The organism is Mesorhizobium sp. L2C084A000, assembly GCF_000502875.1.
Lineage (GTDB): Bacteria > Pseudomonadota > Alphaproteobacteria > Rhizobiales > Rhizobiaceae > Mesorhizobium.
This window is the reverse complement of record NZ_AYWX01000009.1, coordinates 535,487-554,890: the sequence shown is the minus strand read 5'-3', so window position 1 is coordinate 554,890 and position 19,404 is coordinate 535,487. Positions and strand designations below refer to the sequence as shown.

At 62.5% G+C, this 19,404-nt stretch carries 16 protein-coding genes and 2 pseudogenes; 16 read left to right on the top strand and 2 right to left on the bottom strand.

The window, feature by feature from the left end; genetic code table 11:
* Window positions 1-150: 150 nt before the first annotated feature.
* Entirely contained in the window at window positions 151-828 is a 678-nt protein-coding gene (locus tag X735_RS145565; RefSeq protein ID WP_023812390.1) for a DUF6348 family protein, read from the bottom strand.
* 51 nt (window positions 829-879) lie between these two features.
* Window positions 880-2,088, bottom strand: coding sequence for a winged helix-turn-helix domain-containing protein (locus tag X735_RS145570; protein WP_023812389.1), 1,209 nt, complete (start codon window positions 2,086-2,088; stop codon window positions 880-882).
* A gap of 331 nt (window positions 2,089-2,419) precedes the next feature.
* Between X735_RS145570 and X735_RS145575 the strand changes: the two genes are divergently transcribed.
* The 16 genes and pseudogenes from X735_RS145575 to X735_RS145640 all read left to right on the top strand — a co-directional run bounded on the left by X735_RS145575 (window position 2,420) and on the right by X735_RS145640 (window position 19,332).
* Window positions 2,420-2,785 carry an NADH-quinone oxidoreductase subunit A gene (locus tag X735_RS145575; protein ID WP_010910112.1) on the top strand — a complete coding sequence of 122 codons (366 nt, stop codon included), beginning with the start codon at window positions 2,420-2,422 and terminating at the stop codon, window positions 2,783-2,785.
* Window positions 2,776-3,357 (top strand): NADH-quinone oxidoreductase subunit B, encoded by a 582-nt coding sequence (locus X735_RS145580; protein ID WP_013531090.1) that lies wholly within the window; start codon window positions 2,776-2,778, stop codon window positions 3,355-3,357. The genes X735_RS145575 and X735_RS145580 overlap by 10 nt, the downstream gene beginning before the upstream one ends.
* Window positions 3,358-3,361: 4 nt before the next feature.
* Entirely contained in the window at window positions 3,362-3,964 is a 603-nt protein-coding gene (locus X735_RS145585; RefSeq protein ID WP_023812388.1) for an NADH-quinone oxidoreductase subunit C, read from the top strand.
* Complete coding sequence (locus X735_RS145590; protein ID WP_023812387.1) at window positions 3,965-5,155, top strand: NADH-quinone oxidoreductase subunit D; 1,191 nt, start codon at window positions 3,965-3,967, stop codon at window positions 5,153-5,155. It abuts the gene before it with no gap.
* Complete coding sequence (locus X735_RS145595) at window positions 5,156-6,436, top strand: NADH-quinone oxidoreductase subunit E (RefSeq protein ID WP_023812386.1); 1,281 nt, start codon at window positions 5,156-5,158, stop codon at window positions 6,434-6,436.
* A gap of 10 nt (window positions 6,437-6,446) precedes the next feature.
* The gene (nuoF, locus tag X735_RS145600; RefSeq protein ID WP_023812385.1) at window positions 6,447-7,751 is read left to right on the top strand and encodes an NADH-quinone oxidoreductase subunit NuoF; all 1,305 of its coding nucleotides are present in this window, start codon (window positions 6,447-6,449) and stop codon (window positions 7,749-7,751) included.
* Window positions 7,752-7,822: 71 nt separating this feature from the next.
* Entirely contained in the window at window positions 7,823-8,512 is a 690-nt protein-coding gene (locus X735_RS145605; protein ID WP_023812384.1) for an NADH-ubiquinone dehydrogenase subunit, read from the top strand.
* Between the two features lie 73 nt (window positions 8,513-8,585).
* Window positions 8,586-10,777 (top strand): annotated as a pseudogene (nuoG, locus tag X735_RS0134535) (NADH-quinone oxidoreductase subunit NuoG).
* Window positions 10,778-10,779: 2 nt separating this feature from the next.
* Window positions 10,780-11,823 carry an NADH-quinone oxidoreductase subunit NuoH gene (nuoH, locus tag X735_RS145610; protein WP_023812383.1) on the top strand — a complete coding sequence of 348 codons (1,044 nt, stop codon included), beginning with the start codon at window positions 10,780-10,782 and terminating at the stop codon, window positions 11,821-11,823.
* Complete coding sequence (gene nuoI / locus X735_RS145615) at window positions 11,823-12,314, top strand: NADH-quinone oxidoreductase subunit NuoI (protein ID WP_023812382.1); 492 nt, start codon at window positions 11,823-11,825, stop codon at window positions 12,312-12,314. The genes nuoH and nuoI overlap by 1 nt, the downstream gene beginning before the upstream one ends.
* A 240-nt stretch (window positions 12,315-12,554) precedes the next feature.
* A complete protein-coding gene (locus X735_RS145620) occupies window positions 12,555-13,175 on the top strand; it encodes an NADH-quinone oxidoreductase subunit J (protein WP_023812381.1) in 621 nt (206 codons plus the stop codon).
* 1 nt (window position 13,176) lies between these two features.
* Window positions 13,177-13,485: an NADH-quinone oxidoreductase subunit NuoK gene (gene nuoK / locus X735_RS145625; protein WP_010910101.1), complete on the top strand. Its 309-nt coding sequence runs from the start codon at window positions 13,177-13,179 to the stop codon at window positions 13,483-13,485.
* Window positions 13,486-13,495: 10 nt separating this feature from the next.
* Window positions 13,496-15,469: an NADH-quinone oxidoreductase subunit L gene (nuoL, locus tag X735_RS145630; protein ID WP_023812380.1), complete on the top strand. Its 1,974-nt coding sequence runs from the start codon at window positions 13,496-13,498 to the stop codon at window positions 15,467-15,469.
* Entirely contained in the window at window positions 15,469-16,974 is a 1,506-nt protein-coding gene (locus X735_RS145635; RefSeq protein WP_023812379.1) for an NADH-quinone oxidoreductase subunit M, read from the top strand. The genes nuoL and X735_RS145635 overlap by 1 nt, the downstream gene beginning before the upstream one ends.
* An 18-nt stretch (window positions 16,975-16,992) precedes the next feature.
* Window positions 16,993-18,505, top strand: a pseudogene (gene nuoN, locus X735_RS01000000166055) (NADH-quinone oxidoreductase subunit NuoN).
* A 5-nt stretch (window positions 18,506-18,510) separates the two neighbouring features.
* The gene (locus X735_RS145640; protein WP_023812378.1) at window positions 18,511-19,332 is read left to right on the top strand and encodes a biotin--[acetyl-CoA-carboxylase] ligase; all 822 of its coding nucleotides are present in this window, start codon (window positions 18,511-18,513) and stop codon (window positions 19,330-19,332) included.
* Window positions 19,333-19,404 lie beyond the last annotated feature (72 nt).

Sequence of the window (19,404 nt, the reverse complement as noted above, 5' to 3'; positions counted from 1 at the left end):
GTGTCTCCAGCAGGTCTAGGGTAGCGTTTTCGGATTGCCTGCGCATGTACGTCCCATGAAAAGGACGAAATCCTATCGAGGCACTCCTGCACCTCTTGGGTCAGCCTGGCTTGATATCCATTGTTTATCCGCTAGCCTGTGTACGTTGGCTCAATTGTTATCTCCCGGCAACGCAAGGATGACCTGACGCAGCGCCTGGTACCCGTCGCCGTGGTGCCAGTCCTGATCAACGAGGAGCTCTTGACCTTCCGGCCAAGTTTCGTTGTCCAGGAGAATTTCGTTGCCGACCAGTGCTCCGCCATAGCTCGCCAGGAATATCCGGATGAAATGACTGCCAGGGCGAACCTTAGCCGTGAACAGTTTTTCCAAGCGGGCATAAAACGCTGGATATGTCCGGTTGAGAGTGCATTCCACTGCAGCCTGTGTGATCACAGGTCCACCGTAGATCTTCCAGCCAGCATCATTCCGTTGCCAGAATGCAATCTCGGCTTGCATGTTCTCGCAAACATGCTCCGCAAGGCCCTCGATCAGCACATGAAATACACCGATCAGGAATTTTCCGAATGCTTGGAAAATCGCCTGTTCACGCGTGTCGCCCAGTCCAACAAAAGATTCGATGACCGGCTGAGTGCCTAGCAACGGTGAGAAGACGTAGATTTCGAGAACAAGCCTGCGACCCGAGCCTGACGGCTCCTTGTCGAAAACTTGGGCTTCAAAGCGCAGGTCTTCCAGTTCAATCCTGACATCGTTCTGTCCACGGATGGCGCTGATCCCATGCGCAATCAACGCTTCGTGAATCAGGTCGAGAACCTCTTGCGATGCCATCATTGAACCTAGGCCGACAAAACTCCCTCAAACGGCTGCAGCCGACGGCTGATGTCAAGAGCGCCCGTCGCTGATCACGCTCAGCAGCGCCGGACCCAAATCCCCGGCAGGCGTCACTTCGATGCGTTCGAGTCCGAGCCAGCCCTGCATCTGCTTCAATTCCTCGAACAGCTCTGCAGCGGTTTCAGGCGGTGCACCGGGCTCCGCATAGGCCGCATGGACGCGCAGTATGCTGGCCGGACGGTCGGCCTTGAGGTCGACGCGTGCCACGATCCTGTCGCCGAGCAGGAACGGCAGGACATAATAGCCATATTGCCGCTTGTCGGCCGGCGTGTAGATCTCGATGCGGTAGTGGAAATCGAACAGCCGCTCGGTGCGCGACCGCTCGAAGACGACCGGATCGAACGGCGCCAGCAGGGCGCGGGCCTCGACTTTGCGCGGCAGGCGGGCGTCTTTGTGAAGATAGGCGGGCTTGTCCCAGCCTTCGACACGCACCGGCAGCAACTCGCCCGTTTCAACCAGTTCCTCCAATCGGCCTTTCATATCGGCCGGCGACAGGCGGAAATAATCGCGCAAATCGCCTGAAGTGCCCACGCCGTGGGCGCGGGCGGAAATGCGCAGCAATTCGCGGTGCGCGTCCTCGGGCGTGGGCACCGGCAGGTCGAGGACCGCCTGCGGCAGCACGCGCTCGGGCAGGTCATAAAAACGCTCGAACCCGCGACGGTGCGCCGTGGTGATGCGGCCGGCCCAGAACAGCCATTCGAAGGCGTGCTTGGCATGGCTCCAGCCCCACCAGCCGCCCGAGCCTTTCTGGCCCTCCAGCGCGGAAGCGGCGATCGGGCCGCGCTCGGCGACCTGGCGGTAGATCTCTTCGATGTAGCCGGCGTGCTCGCGGCCCCATTTGGCGAGCCCCAGATACATTTCCTCGCCGCGCTCGGCGCGCTGCATGCGCCAGCGCATCAGCGGGTATGTCTCGACCGGCAGGAAGGAGGCCTCGTGCGCCCAGTATTCGAAAACAGTGCGCTTGCGCGTCACGGCCGCGTTGTCGAGCAGCGAGAACGGGTAGGGGCCAAGGCGCGAATAGAGCGGCATATAATGAGCGCGCACCACGGCGCTGACGGAATCGATCTGCAGCAGGCCGGTGCGGGAGAGGGTGCGGGCAAAATGCCGGCGGTCGGGCGTACCGGTCGGGCGGGGATCGAGGAACCCCTGGGCGGCAAGCGCGATGCGACGGGCCGTGGGGAGCGAGATCTTTTCCTTCATGCAGGCATCACTTTGAAGTGTTTTGACCGAGGGTCGAAAGGCTGATTCCAACCCATGCTAGCAGGGTTTTGGCGGCATCCATGTCAGGAGAGAAAAGTGGAGTAATAGGCGCAGGAAATCAAACAGGAGCGGATCGGACCAGTTTGCCGCGATATGCCGTCCAGGTCGGTGTTTTGAACAAGGTTTGACTTGCTTCGCTGGAAGTGCTGCGCTAACCCTCGCCGCGTTGCAGCATAGGCCCTTAAAACGGTTCAGCGGTTAAACTGTCACGCTTCCGCATTAGGGTCCGGTGCTGTAATCAAAGTGGATTGGCGCCAACGGAAAGCCGAGCATGAACGCACTCTTGAGCTCATACCTGCCCATCGTCCTGTTCATAGGCGTGGCGCTGGTTGTCGGCCTGGCGCTGCTGGCCGCGCCCTTCCTGGTGGCCTACCGCAATCCAGATCCCGAAAAGCTTTCCGCCTATGAGTGCGGTTTCAACTCGTTCGACGACGCGCGCATGAAGTTCGACATCCGTTTCTACCTGGTGTCGATCCTGTTCATCATCTTCGACCTGGAAGTGGCCTTCCTGTTTCCGTGGGCGGTGTCGTTTTCGAAGATCGGCATGCTCGGTTTCTGGTCGATGATGGTGTTTTTGGCGGTGCTGACCATCGGCTTTGCCTATGAATGGAAAAAAGGAGCGCTGGAATGGGATTGAACGACAGTTCAGGCACCCTCGTCGCGCCGAAGCCCAAGGGTATTATCGACCCCAACACCGGCAGGCCGGTGGGGGAGGACGATCCCTTCTTCCTCGAGATCAACAATGAGTTGGCCGACAAGGGCTTTTTGGTCACTTCGACCGAGGCGCTCATCACCTGGGCGCGCAGCGGGTCGCTGATGTTCATGACGTTCGGCCTCGCTTGCTGCGCGGTCGAGATGATCCACACCTCGATGCCGCGCTATGATTCGGAGCGGTTCGGCGTCGCGCCGCGCGCGTCCCCGCGCCAGTCCGACATCATGATCGTCGCCGGCACGCTGACCAACAAGATGGCGCCGGCGCTGCGCAAGGTCTACGACCAGATGCCGGAACCGCGCTACGTCATCTCGATGGGCTCCTGCGCCAATGGCGGTGGCTACTACCACTATTCCTATTCGGTGGTGCGCGGCTGCGACCGCATCGTGCCGGTCGACATCTATGTGCCCGGCTGTCCGCCGAGCGCCGAAGCGCTGCTCTACGGCATTCTTCTGCTGCAGAAGAAGATCCGCCGCACCGGCACGATCGAACGGTAAATCCATGACCGCATCCCTGAGCGAACTGTCGACCTATCTCGGCGAGAAGCTGATCGGCCGCGTGAACGAAGCGGCGATTGCCTATGGCGAGCTTACCGTTCATGTAGAGCCGCGCGACCTGGTCGAGGTCATGACCTTCCTGCGCGACGATGCGCGCTGCCAGTTCATCTCGATCATCGATGTATGCGGCGCCGACTATCCGTCGCGGGCCAAGCGCTTCGACGTCGTCTATCATCTCCTGTCGCCGAAGCAGAATGTGCGCGTCCGCGTCAAGGTTCTGGCCGACGAGGAGACGATGGTGCCGTCGATCACCGGCGTGTTTCCCGGTGCCGACTGGTTCGAGCGCGAGACCTACGATCTCTACGGCGTGCTGTTCTCCGGCCACCCGGATCTGCGCCGCCTGCTGACCGACTACGGTTTCGAAGGCCATCCGCTGCGCAAGGATTTCCCGCTGACCGGATTCGTCGAGGTGCGTTACGACGACGAGGCCAAGCGCGTCATCTATGAGCCGGTCGAGCTCAAGCAGGAATTCCGCAATTTCGATTTTTTGTCCCCGTGGGAAGGTACGGATTACGTGCTGCCGGGTGACGAGAAGGCAAAGCAGTAAATGGCTGAAACCTCGGTCCGCAACTTCAACATCAATTTCGGCCCGCAACACCCTGCGGCGCACGGCGTTTTGCGCCTTGTGCTGGAGCTGGACGGCGAAGTCGTCGATCGCGTCGATCCGCATATCGGGCTCTTGCATCGCGGTACCGAAAAGCTGATCGAAGCCAAAACCTATTTGCAGGCGATCCCTTATCTCGATCGGCTCGACTATTGCGCGCCGATGAACCAAGAGCACGCCTTCGCGCTCGCCGCCGAGCGCCTGCTCGGCATCGAAGTGCCGAAGCGCGGGCAGCTGATCCGCGTGCTCTATTGCGAAATCGGCCGCATCATGTCGCACATCCTCAATGTGACGACGCAGGCTATGGACGTCGGCGCGCTGACGCCGCCGCTGTGGGGCTTCGTCGAGCGCGAAAAGCTGATGGTGTTCTATGAGCGCGCCTCCGGTTCGCGCATGCATGCCGCCTATTTCCGTCCCGGCGGCGTCCATCAGGACCTGCCGCAGAAGCTGGTCGAGGACATCGGCAAGTGGATCGACCCGTTCCTGAAGTCGATCGACGACCTCGATCAGCTGCTGACCGGCAACCGCATCTTCAAGCAGCGCAATGTCGATATCGGCATCGTCTCGCTGGCCGATGCCTGGGCCTGGGGTTTTTCGGGTGTGATGGTGCGCGGCTCGGGTGCACCCTGGGACCTGCGCAAGTCGCAACCCTATGAATGCTATTCGGAAATGGATTTCGACATTCCGATCGGCAAGAACGGCGACTGCTTTGACCGCTACCTCGTGCGCATGGAAGAAATGCGCCAGTCGGCGAAGATCATGCGCCAGTGCGTCGATCTCCTGCTCGGCAAGGAAAGCACCGGCCCGGTGTCGAACCTCGACGGCAAGGTGGTGCCGCCCAAGCGCCAGGCGATGAAGCGCTCGATGGAAGCGCTGATCCATCACTTCAAGCTCTACACCGAGGGTTATCGCGTACCCGCCGGCGAGGTCTATGCCGCCGTCGAAGCGCCGAAGGGCGAATTCGGCGTCTATCTGGTTTCCGACGGCTCCAACAAGCCCTACCGCTGCAAGCTGCGCGCGCCGGGTTTCGCGCATCTGCAGGCGATGGATTTCCTCTGCCGCGGCCACATGCTGGCCGACGTCACCGCCGTTCTCGGTTCCCTCGACATCGTGTTTGGTGAGGTCGATCGCTAAATGTCAGTCCGCCGTCTCGCAGAAGCCAGCGTCCAGCCAGCCTCCTTCGCCTTCAACCGGGCGAATGCGGCCGCGGCGAAGCAATGGATCAAGAAATATCCGAAGGGTCGCGAACAGTCGGCCATCATTCCCTTGCTGATGATAGCGCAGGAGCAGGAAGGCTGGGTGACGAAGGCGGCGATCGAGACGATCTCCGACATGCTCGGCATGCCGCGTATCCGCGGGCTCGAGGTCGCGACCTTCTACACGCAGTACCAGCTGAATCCGGTCGGCACGCGTGCGCATATCCAGGTCTGCGGCACCACGCCCTGCATGCTGCGCGGTTCGGAAGCGCTGATGGATGTCTGCCGCTCCAGGATCCATCACGACCAGTTCCACGCCAACGACAAAGGCACCTTGTCCTGGGAAGAGGTCGAATGCCTTGGCGCCTGCGTCAACGCGCCGATGGTCATGATCTTCAAGGACACGTTCGAGGATCTGACGCCGGAACGCCTGGCTGAAATCATCGATCTCTATGACGCCGGCAAGGGTGCTTCGGTGGAACCGGGGCCGCAGAACGGCCGTACCGGCTCGGAGCCGGCCTCCGGCCTCACCACGCTGAAGAGCGAAAAGGCGATCCTCAAGTCGACCCGTGAAAGGGAAGCCAGGGAAGCGGCCAGGGCTGCCAGGGCGGCGCCCGACGCGATCATCGCAGGGCCCGTGCCGGCACCGGCTGCGGCCCCTGTCGCGCCGTCCAACACCAGCAAGCCGAAGACCGACGCCCCTGAAACCAGCCCGGCATTGAAGACGCCTTCAAAAACCAAGGTCGCGCCGACGGTTGAAAAGGCGGCGAGCGTTGCCGCCCCACTGCATTCGGCCGCCAATGCCAACAAGGCAGACTCCAAGGTCGAGCAGGTTTCCAAGCAGCGCAACGGTCCAATAACCAAGGCCGAGCCGGCATCCGCCTTCAAGGCGCCGGAGGTCAAGGTACCGGCAGCCAAGCCGGCCAAACCGTCGCTCGAGGACAAGAACCGTCCGGCCGGCATCGATAAACCGGTACAGGTCGATGACCTGAAGCTGATCTCCGGCGTCGGCCCCAAGATCGAGGGCATCCTGCATACGCTGGGCATTTTTACCTTCGCGCAGGTCGCGTCGTGGAAGAAGGCCGAACGCGAGTGGGTGGATGGCTATCTCTCTTTCCAGGGCCGCATCGATCGCGACGACTGGGTCAAGCAGGCCAAGGCGCTCGCCAAGGGTGGCGTGGCCGAATACATCCGCGTCTTCGGCAAGAAGCCGGTCTGAGGGACGAAAAATGCTCGGGGATAAAGACCGCATCTTCACCAATATCTACGGCCTGTTCGACAAGTCGCTGGCCGGCGCGATGGCGCGCGGCGCCTGGGACAACACGCCCGGCATCGTTGCCAAGGGGCGCGAGTGGATCGTCAACGAGATGAAGGCGTCGGGCCTGCGCGGTCGCGGCGGCGCAGGCTTCCCGACCGGGCTCAAATGGTCGTTCATGCCCAAGCAGAGCGACGGCCGGCCGAGCTATCTGGTCATCAATGCCGACGAATCCGAGCCCGGCACTTGCAAGGACCGCGACATCCTGCGCAACGACCCGCACACGCTGGTCGAGGGCGCGCTGCTTGCCGGTTTCGCCATGGGCGCGATTGCCGCCTACATCTATGTGCGCGGCGAGTTCATCCGCGAGCGCGAGGCGCTGCAGCGCGCGATCGAGGAAGCCTACGAGGCCAAACTGATCGGCAAGAACAACACGTCCGGTTACGATTTCGACATCTACATGCACCACGGCGCCGGCGCCTATATCTGCGGCGAGGAGACAGCGCTCCTCGAAAGCCTGGAAGGCAAGAAGGGCCAGCCCCGGCTGAAGCCGCCATTCCCGGCCAATGTCGGTCTCTATGGCTGCCCGACCACGGTCAACAATGTCGAATCGATCGCGGTTGCGCCGACCATCCTGCGCCGCGGTGCGGCCTGGTTCTCGTCCTTCGGCCGGCCCAACAATGTCGGCACCAAGCTGTTTTGCATCTCCGGCCACGTCAACAATCCGTGCACGGTCGAGGAGGCGATGTCGATCCCGTTCCGCGAGCTCATCGAGACGCATTGCGGCGGCATTCGCGGCGGCTGGGACAATCTTTTGGCGGTCATACCGGGCGGCGCCTCGGTGCCGCTGGTGCCTGCCGAGCAGATCATCGACGCGCCGATGGATTTCGACGCCTTGCGCGACCTCAAATCCGGCCTTGGGACCGCGGCTGTCATCGTCATGGACAAGTCGACCGATGTCGTGAAGGCGATTGCGCGGCTTTCCTACTTCTACAAGCACGAGAGCTGCGGCCAGTGCACGCCATGCCGCGAAGGCACCGGCTGGATGTGGCGGGTGATGGAACGGCTGGTGCGCGGCGAGGCGCAGAAGCGCGAGATCGATATGCTGCTCGACGTCACCAAGCAGATCGAAGGGCATACGATCTGCGCGCTGGGCGACGCGGCGGCATGGCCGATCCAGGGCCTGATGCGGCATTTCCGCGGCGAGGTGGAGCGGCGCATCGACGAGTTTTCGCGCAATGCGCACCGGGCGGAGCCTGTGATGGTGGCGGCGGAATAGAATAACGTTTTATGCGGATGAAAGTCCGCAGCGAAGGGCGGGGCGAACGAAGAAAAGACCAGGAGAACTCTATGGCGCCGTATTCGAACCCGCTGATGCCCAATTTGGACCAGATCGAGAAGATGAACCAGGACTTGACCAGGATGATGCCGAAGGAGATGGCCAGCGCCGTCAACCTTTTCGTGCATCCCGTGGCGGGTGCGGCGGCGATGTCGGCGCTTGGCCTCGGGCTCGCCAACCACGCTTTCGGCGTCTGGCTGGGCGCGCTTTCGGGAGCGACTGAGGCCTCGCAACGGCTGCTGCAGCCGATCGTCGATGATTTCGAGGCGCGCGTCGCGCAGTTCGACGATCCGAACTCTTCCTCCACCAAGGCGCGGGCGACGGCGAAAACCATGATCGCCGAGGCGCAGTCCTTCGCCAGGGAGGTCACCGATATTGCCGCCAAGGAAGCCGCCACTGCCGTGCCGGCCGCGAATGCCGCTCCGGCTGCGGGCGGCGCCGGCGATGCGCTGATGCCCGAGGATTTCAGGCAGCCCAACGCCATGGAGAAGCCGGCCAAACCGGCGGATCTCAAGGCCATCTCGGGCATCGGGCCGAAGCTGGAAAAGGTTCTCAACGGCCTCGGCATCTGGACGTATGCCCAGATCGCGGCATGGACGCCGCAAGAGGTTGCCTGGGTCGAGGACTATCTGTCGCTCGGCGGCCGCATCGGCCGCGACGATTGGACAGCCCAAGCGGCGGCGCTCGCCGTCAAGAAGTGAATGAAGTGCCCGACGTGGTCTCGACCGCGTCCGGAAAAAGAGATTGCGGGAACTCCGCAGGGGTTTGAGGCGAATGGCAAAGCTCAAGGTCGACGGGAAAGAGATCACTGTACCCGACCACTACACGCTGCTGCAGGCGGCTGAAGACGCTGGCGCGGAAGTGCCGCGCTTCTGCTTCCATGAGCGGCTGTCGATCGCCGGCAATTGCCGCATGTGCCTGATCGAGGTGAAGGGCGGGCCGCCCAAGCCCCAGGCCTCCTGCGCCATGAACGTGCGCGATCTGCGTCCCGGGCCGAATGGCGAGGCGCCGGAAATCTTCACCAACACGCCGATGGTCAAGAAGGCCAGGGAAGGCGTGATGGAGTTCCTGCTGATCAACCATCCGCTGGATTGCCCGATCTGCGATCAGGGCGGCGAATGCGACCTGCAGGACCAGGCGATGGCGTTCGGCGTCGATTCCTCGCGCTATCACGAGAACAANTGATCAACCATCCGCTGGATTGCCCGATCTGCGACCAGGGCGGCGAATGCGACCTGCAGGACCAGGCGATGGCGTTCGGCGTCGATTCCTCGCGCTATCACGAGAACAAGCGCGCGGTCGAAGACAAATACATCGGACCGTTGGTGAAGACGGTGATGAACCGCTGCATCCACTGCACGCGCTGCGTCCGCTTCACCACCGAAGTCGCCGGCATTTCCGAACTGGGCCTGATCGGCCGTGGTGAGGATGCCGAGATCACCACCTATCTCGAACAGGCGATGACGTCGGAGCTGCAGGGCAATGTCATCGACCTTTGCCCGGTCGGCGCGCTGACCTCGAAGCCATTCGCCTTCCAGGCGCGGCCGTGGGAGCTGACCAAGACCGAATCCATCGACGTGATGGATGCGGTCGGCTCGGCGATCCGCGTCGATAGCCGGGGCCGCGAAGTGATGCGGATCCTGCCGCGCGTCAACGAGGCGGTGAACGAGGAGTGGATCTCCGACAAGACCCGCTTCATCTGGGACGGCCTGCGCACGCAGCGTCTCGACCGCCCCTATGTGCGCAAGGACGGCAGGCTGGTTGCCACCAGCTGGGCCGAGGCCTTCGCCGCGATCAAGGACGCGGTGTCGAAGACGGCGCCCGAAAAGATCGGCGCTATCGCGGGCGATCTCGCCGCCGTCGAGGAAACCTATGCGCTCAAGCTGCTGATGGCTTCGCTCGGCTCGAAGAATACGGATTGCCGCCAGGATGGCGCCGCACTCGACCCGGCGCTCGGCCGTGCGAGCTACATCTTCAACCCGACCATCGAAGGCATCGAGCAGGCCGATGCGGTGCTGATCATCGGCGCCAACCCGCGCTATGAAGCCTCGGTGCTCAACGCCCGTATCCGCAAGCGCTGGCGGACCGGCAATCTGCCGGTTGGCGTCATCGGCGATGTCGGCGACACACGCTACGACTACGAACAGCTGGGCGCCGGACCGGATTCGCTGAAGGATTTGGCTGACGGCAATGGCAAGTTCTTCCAGGTGCTGAAGAAGGCGACGCATCCGCTGATCATCGTCGGCCAGGGCGCGCTGGCGCGCGCCGATGGCGCGGCCGTGCTCGGTCAGGCGGCCAAGCTCGCCGCCGCCGTCAACGCTGCCCGCGCGGATTGGAACGGCTTTGCCGTGCTGCACAATGCGGCCGGGCGCGTCGGCGGTCTCGATCTCGGCTTCGTGCCGGGCGAGGGCGGCAGAAACGTTGCCGGCATGCTGGGCGAAATGGAGCTCCTGTTCCTGCTCGGCGCCGACGAGATCGACATGGCCAAGACCGGCGGCGCCTTCGTCGTCTATATCGGCACGCATGGCGATCAGGGCGCGCACCGCGCCAATGTCATCCTGCCGGCGGCCGCCTACACGGAAAAGTCGGCCACCTATGTCAACACCGAAGGGCGTGTGCAGCAGACCAACCGCGCCGGCTTCGCGCCGGGCGAGGCTCGCGAGGACTGGGCGATCCTGCGGGCACTGTCGGATGTGCTGGGCAAGAAACTGCCGTTCGATTCGCTGCCGCAACTGCGCGCCAAGCTCTATGGCGAATACCCGCATCTGGCCCGTATCGACCAGGTCGCGGCCGGCAATGCCGAGGACATCGCTGGGGTGGCGAAGCTCGGCGGGCGGCTGAACAAGGGCACCTTTACGTCGCCGGTGACGGATTTCTACCTGACCAACCCGATCGCGCGGGCATCGGCCGTGATGGCGGAATGCTCGGCACTGGCCAAGAGCGGCTTCAAGCAGGCGGCGGAATAAGCATGGACACTTTCTTCTCCTTCTACGTGCTGCCGGCGCTGATCATTCTGCTGAAATCGGTCGTGCTGATCGTTATCCTGCTGATTTTCGTCGCCTATATCCTCTATGCCGACCGCAAGATCTGGGCGGCGGTGCAACTGCGCCGTGGCCCGAACGTCGTCGGCCCCTGGGGCACGCTGCAAGCCTTCGCCGATCTGCTGAAATTCGTCTTCAAGGAGCCGGTCATCCCGTCCGGCGCCAACAAGGGCGTGTTCCTGCTGGCGCCGCTGGTCTCGGCCGTGCTGGCGATCTCGGCCTGGGCGGTCATCCCGGTCAATCAGGGCTGGGCGATCGCCAACGTCAATGTCGGCATCCTCTATGTCTTCGCCATCTCCTCGCTCGAGGTCTACGGCGTGATCATGGGCGGCTGGGCCTCCAACTCGAAATATCCGTTCCTCGGCGCGCTGCGTTCGGCGGCACAAATGGTGTCCTACGAAGTCTCGATCGGCTTCGTCATCGTCACTGTTCTGCTCACCGCCGGCTCGCTCAACCTGTCCGACATCGTGCTGTCGCAGCATGATGGAATTGGTACGCGGCTTGGCCTGCCCAATACGTTCCTCGACTGGAACTGGCTGGCGCTGTTCCCGATGTTCATCATCTTCTTCATCTCGGCGCTGGCCGAGACGAACCGCCCGCCCTTCGATCTGGTGGAAGCCGAATCGGAACTGGTCGCCGGCCACATGGTCGAATATTCGTCGACGCCGTTCCTGCTGTTCTTCCTCGGCGAGTATGTAGCCATCGTGCTGATGTGCGCGCTGGCCACCATCCTGTTCCTCGGCGGCTGGCTGCCTCCGTTCGACTTCGCGCCGTTCACCTGGGTGCCGGGCGTCATCTGGTTCGTGCTGAAAGTCTGCTTCGTGTTCTTCGGCATCTCCATGGTGAAAGCCTTCGTGCCGCGCTACCGCTACGACCAATTGATGCGGCTTGGCTGGAAAGTGTTCCTGCCGATCTCGCTGTTCATGGTGGTCGCCACCGCGGCCTTCCTCAAGATCACGGGGTTTGCGTGATGTCCGCTCTTTCCCAAGCCGCCAAATCGCTGCTGCTGCAGGATTTCGTCAGCGCTTTCTTCCTGTCGATGCGCCAGTTCTTCGCGCCGAAAGAGACGATCAATTATCCGCACGAGAAGGGGCCGACCAGTCCGCGCTTCCGCGGCGAGCATGCGCTGCGCCGCTATCCCAATGGCGAGGAACGCTGCATCGCCTGCAAATTGTGCGAGGCGATCTGCCCGGCGCAGGCCATCACCATCGAGGCCGGCCCGCGCCGCAATGACGGCACGCGCCGCACGGTTCGCTACGACATCGACATGGTGAAGTGCATTTATTGCGGCTTCTGCCAGGAAGCCTGCCCGGTCGACGCCATCGTCGAGGGGCCGAATTTCGAATTCGCGACGGAGACGCGCGAGGAACTCTACTACGACAAGGACAAGCTGTTGGCGAATGGCGACCGGTGGGAGCGCGAACTGGCGCGCAACATCTCGCTGGACTCGCCCTACCGCTGATATTTGACGCATGGACGGGGCAGGGGCCTCGTCCAGAGGATGATCCCGAAAAGTTGCGGACTTTTTCGGACCAGATCATGCTCCGGAATACAGAGTGGCCCATGTTTCTTTCGATCGGGCCTTTCAACCCGATCGGAACATGGGCTAGGACAACGCGGCTTTGGAACCGGAGGCGGAACCAGGCCAGAGACAACAAACAGGACGAGCGTCCTGTTCGTACAGGAACCCGGGGGATCCCCAATGTTGAGTGGACTAGAGGCGGCCTTTTTCTACCTCTTCGCCTTTGTCGCGGTGGCGTCGGCGTTCATGGTCATTTCGTCGCGCAACCCCGTGCATTCGGTGCTGTTCCTGATCCTGACCTTTTTCAACGCCGCCGGCCTGTTCATGCTGACCGGGGCCGAGTTCCTGGCGATGATCCTGCTCGTCGTCTATGTCGGCGCGGTGATGGTGCTGTTTCTGTTCGTCGTCATGATGCTCGACGTCGATTTCGCCGAGATGAAGGAAGGCGCCCTGCAATATGCGCCGATCGGCGCGCTGGTCGGGCTGATCCTGGCGGCGGAGCTGATCGTCGTTCTCGGCGGCTACACTTTCGCGCCGCAGCTCGCTTCGACGGTCTCCAAGCCCATTCCGGATCTCGCCACGCGGACCAACACCGCCGCGCTCGGCGACATCCTGTATACCGACTACCTCTACTACTTCCAGATTTCGGGCCTCATCCTGCTGGTCGCCATGATTGGCGCCATCGTGCTGACGCTGCGCCATAAGCCAGGCGTCAAGCGGCAGTCGATCGCGGCCCAGGTCGGCCGCACGCCGGCGACCGGCATGGAAATCCGCAAGGTCAAGACAGGCGAGGGACTCTGAGATGGTTGTCGGCATCGCACATTATCTGACCGTATCGGCTGTTCTGTTCACGCTCGGCGTGTTCGGCATCTTCCTGAACCGCAAGAACGTCATCGTCATCCTGATGTCGGTTGAACTGATCCTGCTGGCGGTCAACATCAATTTCGTCGCCTTTTCGGCGGCACTGGGCGATCTGGTCGGCCAGGTGTTCGCGCTGTTCGTGCTGACGGTAGCTGCGGCCGAGGCCGCCATCGGACTTGCCATTCTCGTCGTCTTCTTCCGCAACCGCGGCTCGATCGCGGTCGAAGACGTGAACATGATGAAGGGTTGACGGAACCACCATGTATCAGGCCATCGTCTTCCTTCCCCTGCTCGGCTTCCTGATCGTCGGCCTGTTCGGCACGTCGCTCGGCGCCAAGGCGTCCGAATATATCACCTCCGGTTTCCTGGTGATCGCGGCCGTGCTGTCGTGGGTCGCTTTCTTCACCGTCGGTTTCGGCCATGGCGAGGTGTTCACCGTGCCGGTGCTGCGCTGGATACAGTCGGGCGGACTGGAAGCGTCCTGGGCACTGCGGATCGACACGCTGACGGTGGTCATGCTGGTGGTGGTCAACACCGTCTCGGCGCTGGTCCACATCTATTCGATCGGCTACATGCACCACGATCCGAACCGGCCGCGCTTCTTCGCCTATCTGTCGCTGTTCACCTTCGCCATGCTGATGCTGGTGACGGCGGACAACCTCGTGCAGATGTTCTTTGGCTGGGAAGGCGTGGGGCTGGCGTCCTACCTGCTGATCGGCTTCTGGTACAAGAAGCCGTCGGCCAATGCCGCGGCAATCAAGGCCTTTGTCGTCAACCGCGTCGGCGATTTCGGCTTCGCACTCGGCATCTTCGGCGTGTTCGTGCTGTTCGGCTCGGTCAATCTGGGCACGATCTTCGCCAATGCGGCAACGTTCATTCCGGCCGAAGGCGCCCCGCACGGCGCCGCCGTGCTGACCTTCCTCGGCTATGCGCTGGACAAGCAGGCGGCCATGACGATCGTCTGCCTGCTGCTGTTCATGGGCGCCATGGGCAAGTCGGCGCAAGTGCCGCTGCACACCTGGCTGCCGGATGCCATGGAAGGCCCGACACCGGTTTCCGCGCTGATCCATGCCGCCACCATGGTGACGGCCGGCGTGTTCATGCTGGCACGGCTGTCGCCGCTGTTCGAACTCTCGCATTCGGCGCTGACTGTCGTGACCTTCATCGGTGCCTTCACGGCCTTCTTCGCGGCCACCGTCGGTCTCGTCCAGAACGACATCAAGCGCGTCATCGCCTACTCGACCTGCTCGCAGCTCGGCTACATGTTCGTGGCGCTCGGCGTCGGCGCCTATGGCGCGGCGATCTTCCACCTGTTCACGCATGCCTTCTTCAAGGCGCTGCTGTTCCTCGGCTCGGGCTCGGTCATCCATGCCGTGTCCGACGAGCAGGACATGCGCAAGATGGGCGGCCTCAGGAAACTGATCCCGACCACCTACTGGATGATGGTGATCGGCACGCTGGCGCTGACCGGCGTCGGCATTCCGGTGACGGTCATCGGCACCGCCGGCTTCTTCTCCAAGGACGCCATCATCGAGAGCGCCTTTGCCGGCCACAATTCGGTTGCCGGCATGGCCTTCGTGGCTCTGGTCGTCGCCGCTTGCTTCACCTCCTTCTACTCCTGGCGGCTGATCTTCATGACCTTCCACGGCAAGCCGCGGGCGAGCCATGAAGTGATGCACCACGTCCATGAATCGCCGCCTGTGATGCTGGTGCCGCTGTTCATCCTGGCCGCTGGCGCACTGTTTGCCGGCATCATCTTCCACCGCGCCTTCATCGGCGAGGGCTATGCCGAGTTCTGGAAGGCATCGCTGTTCACGCTGCCTGACAACCACATCCTGCACGACATCCACGAATTGCCGCTGTGGGTCGAACTGTCGCCCTTCATCGCCATGCTGATCGGCTTCGCGCTGGCCTGGAAATTCTACATCCGCTCGCCGGAAATGCCGGTCAACCTCGCCGCGCAGCATCGCGGGCTGTACGCCTTCCTGCTCAACAAGTGGTATTTCGACGAGCTCTACGACTTCCTGTTCGTGCGGCCCGCCAAGCGCCTCGGCCATTTCCTGTGGAAGACCGGCGACGGCACCATCATCGACGGCCTCGGCCCGGATGGCATTTCGGCGCGCGTCGTCGATGTCACCGACCGCGTCGTCAAGCTGCAGACCGGCTATCTCTACCACTACGCCTTCGCCATGCTGATCGGCGTTGCCGCACTCGTCACCTGGATGATGCTCTGATGACCGCCTGGCCAATCCTCTCGCTGGTCACCTTCCTGCCGCTGGTTGGTGTGCTGCTTATCCTGTTCATCAATGACGACAGCGAAAATGCACGCCGCAACATCCGCTCCATCGCGCTGTTGACGACGACGTTCACGTTCATCATCTCGCTGTTCATCTGGACCGGATTCGACAATTCGCAGTCCGGCTTCCAGTTCGTCGAGAAGGTCGCGTGGCTCGACTCCGGCATTTCCTACCATATGGGCGTCGACGGCATCTCGATGCTGTTCGTCATCCTGACGACGTTCCTGATGCCGCTGTGCATCCTGGCGTCGTGGGAATCGATCGAGAAGCGCGTGAAGGCCTACATGATTGCCTTCCTGCTGCTCGAAACGCTGATGATCGGCGTGTTCTGCGCGCTGGACATCGTGCTGTTCTACGTCTTCTTCGAAGCCGGCCTGATCCCGATGTTCATCATCATCGGCGTCTGGGGCGGCAAGCGGCGCGTCTACGCCTCGTTCAAGTTCTTCCTCTACACGCTCGCCGGCTCGGTGCTGATGCTGCTCGCCATCATGGCGATGTTCTTCCAGTCCGGCACAACCGACATCCCGACGCTGCTGACCCACAACTTCCCGGCCAACATGCAGACCTGGCTATGGCTTGCCTTCTTCGCCTCCTTCGCGGTGAAGATGCCAATGTGGCCGGTGCACACCTGGCTGCCCGATGCGCACGTCGAGGCGCCGACGGCGGGCTCCGTCATCCTGGCCGGCATCCTGTTGAAGATGGGGGGGTATGGCTTCCTGCGATTCTCCTTGCCGATGTTCCCGCTGGCGTCGGAAATGTTCGCGCCGCTGGTCTTCGCGCTGTCCGTCGTCGCCATCATCTACACCTCGCTGGTGGCGCTGATGCAGGAAGACATGAAGAAGCTGATCGCCTATTCGTCGGTTGCTCATATGGGCTTCGTCACCATGGGCATCTTCGCCATGAACCAGGAAGGCGTGCAGGGCGCGATTTTCCAGATGCTCAGCCACGGCCTCGTCTCCGGCGCGCTGTTCCTGTGCGTCGGCGTCATCTACGACCGCATGCACACACGTGAGATCGCCGCCTATGGCGGCCTGGTCAACAACATGCCGAAATACGCCACGGTGTTCCTGATCTTCACCATGGCCAATGTCGGCCTGCCCGGTACCAGCGGCTTCGTCGGCGAGTTCCTGACCATGCTGGGCGTGTTCCGGGTCAACACCTGGGTGGCGTTCTTCGCCGCCACCGGCGTCATCCTGTCGGCCGCCTACGCGCTCTGGCTCTACCGCCGGGTGATCTTCGGCGCACTGACCAAGGAGAGCCTGAAGGGCCTGCTCGATCTGTCGCCGCGCGAGAAGGTGATCATCTACCCGCTGGTCGTGCTGGTCATCTTCTTCGGCGTCTATCCCGCCCCGGTCTTCGACGCGACGGCCGAATCGGTCAAGTCGCTCGTCACCAATGTCACTGCATCCATCGGCGCCGCGCAGACCGCGGCGGCGAACTGACCAGAGGTTTTGCGAACCATGACGCCGGACCTTCTCTCCAGCCTGTCGCTCTCGACGCCAGAGCTGATCCTTGCCGTCGGCGCGCTGGCGCTGCTGATGGTCGGAGCCTATTCGCGCGCCAACACGGCCAACACGGTAACCGGCCTTGCGGTTGCCGTTCTGGCGATCGCGGGCGCCTGGCTGATCTTCCGGACCGGGCAGGGCAGCGCTTACGGCAATGCCTTCATCCAGGATTCCTTCGGCCGCTTCATGAAGGTGCTGGCGCTGATCGGTTCGGCGGTGACGCTGGTGATGTCGATGCGCTTCGCCAAGGCTGAACGCTTCGACAAGTTCGAATATCCGGTGCTGATCCTGCTCTGCACGCTCGGCATGATGCTGATGATCTCCGCCAATGGCATGATCGGCCTCTATCTCGGCCTCGAGCTGCAGTCGCTGGCGATCTACGTGCTGTGCGCGATCAACCGCGACAATCTGCGTTCGACTGAGGCTGGCCTCAAATATTTCGTCCTCGGCGCGCTGTCGTCGGGCATGCTGCTCTATGGCATCAGCCTGGTCTACGGCTACACCGGCAACACCGGCTTCCAGGAGATCGCTTCTGCGCTCGGCAGCGGCGAGCGCCAGCTCGGTCTCGTTTTCGGCCTCGTCTTCGTGCTGGCCGGCCTTGCCTTCAAGATCTCGGCGGTGCCGTTCCACATGTGGACGCCAGATGTCTATGAGGGCGCGCCGACACCGGTGACGGCCTTTTTGGCGGCAGCACCGAAGATGGCGGCGATGGCGCTGATGGTGCGCGTCACCATGGGTGCGTTCAAGCCGATCGCCTCCGACTGGCAGCAGATCATCGTCTTCATCTCGATCGCCTCGATGGCGCTTGGTGCTTTCGCCGCCATCGGCCAGACCAACATCAAACGGCTGATGGCCTATTCCTCGATCGGCCATATGGGCTATGCGCTGGTCGGCCTTGCCGCCAACAGCCAGGCCGGCGTGCGCGGCGTNCTATTCCTCGATCGGCCATATGGGCTATGCGCTGGTCGGCCTTGCCGCCAACAGCCAGGCCGGCGTGCGCGGCGTTGCCATCTACATGCTGATCTATCTGGTGATGACGCTCGGCACCTTCGCCTTCATCCTCGCCATGCGGCGCAAGGAAGGCAATGTCGAGCAGATCAGCGAGCTGGCCGGCCTGTCGTCGACCAATCCGATCATGGCGACGATCCTGACCATCCTGATGTTCTCGCTGGCCGGCATCCCGCCGCTCGCCGGCTTCTGGGGGAAATGGTACGTCTTCCTCGCCGCCATCAACGCCAATCTCTATGCGTTGGCGATCATCGGCGTGCTGGCCTCGGTGGTGGGCGCCTATTACTATTTGCGCATCATCAAGATCATGTGGTTCGACGAACCGGTCGGCGGCTTCGTGCCGATGGCGACGGAATTGCGTGTCGTGCTCGGCGTCTCCGGCGCCTTCGTGCTGTTCTACGTGCTGATCGGCGGGCCGATCGGCACCTATGCCGAAGCCGCCGCCAAGACGTTTTTCTAGTCGGCATGGCATTTCGGCTGGCTCCAACCTCGGCGTCGGATGGGTTCCGGCTCGAGGCGCATGAGAGCGTAGGCTCCACCAATGCGCTGGCACTGGACCACGCAAGGGCAGGCGACCCCGGCAAATTGTGGGTCGTTTCCAAGAAACAGGAAAGTGGGCGTGGCCGGCGCGGCCGCGTCTGGGCGACGCCAGAAGGCAACCTCGCGGCGACGCTACTGGTCATCACCAAGGCAGAGCTTCGCCTTGCCGCGACGCTGGGCTTCGTCGCCGGACTGGCGCTGGCCGATGCACTCGATGCCGTGGTGCCGAAGGGCCGGATCGCCATCGGCCTCGACGGTGGCAGCGAAGGGAAAAACCGTTTCGAGCTGAAATGGCCGAACGACGTGCTTGCCTCCGGCGCCAAGCTGGCCGGCATCCTGCTGGAATCGGCAATTCTGGAAGGCGGCCGTTTCGCGGTGGCGGTCGGAATCGGCGTCAATGTGGTGGCATACCCCGAGGATTTGCCCTATCCCGCAACATCACTCAGCGCGCTGGGTGCGGCATGCGATGCGGAAACACTGTTCCTGGCGCTGTCGGATGCCTGGAGCGAGAATGCCCGGTTGTGGGATGAGGGGCGCGGACTTGCCGCCGTCAGGCGTCGGTGGCTTGATCGTGCTGCGGGGCTCGGCGGCGAGGTTGCTGTCAGAATTGACGGTAATGTGGTGCGTGGGGTGTTCGAGACCATTGACGAGGACTGCCGTTTCGTGATCCGCGACGATGAAGGTTCGGTTCGGACGATCGCCGCCGGCGATGTGCATTTCGGCGCGGTCGCTTCGGCCAGGGCATAGGGCCGTTCATGAACGGTTCTAACTGTTTGTTTTTGCGCAACTCCGGTGGGAAAACCGTTACACACTTTTCCC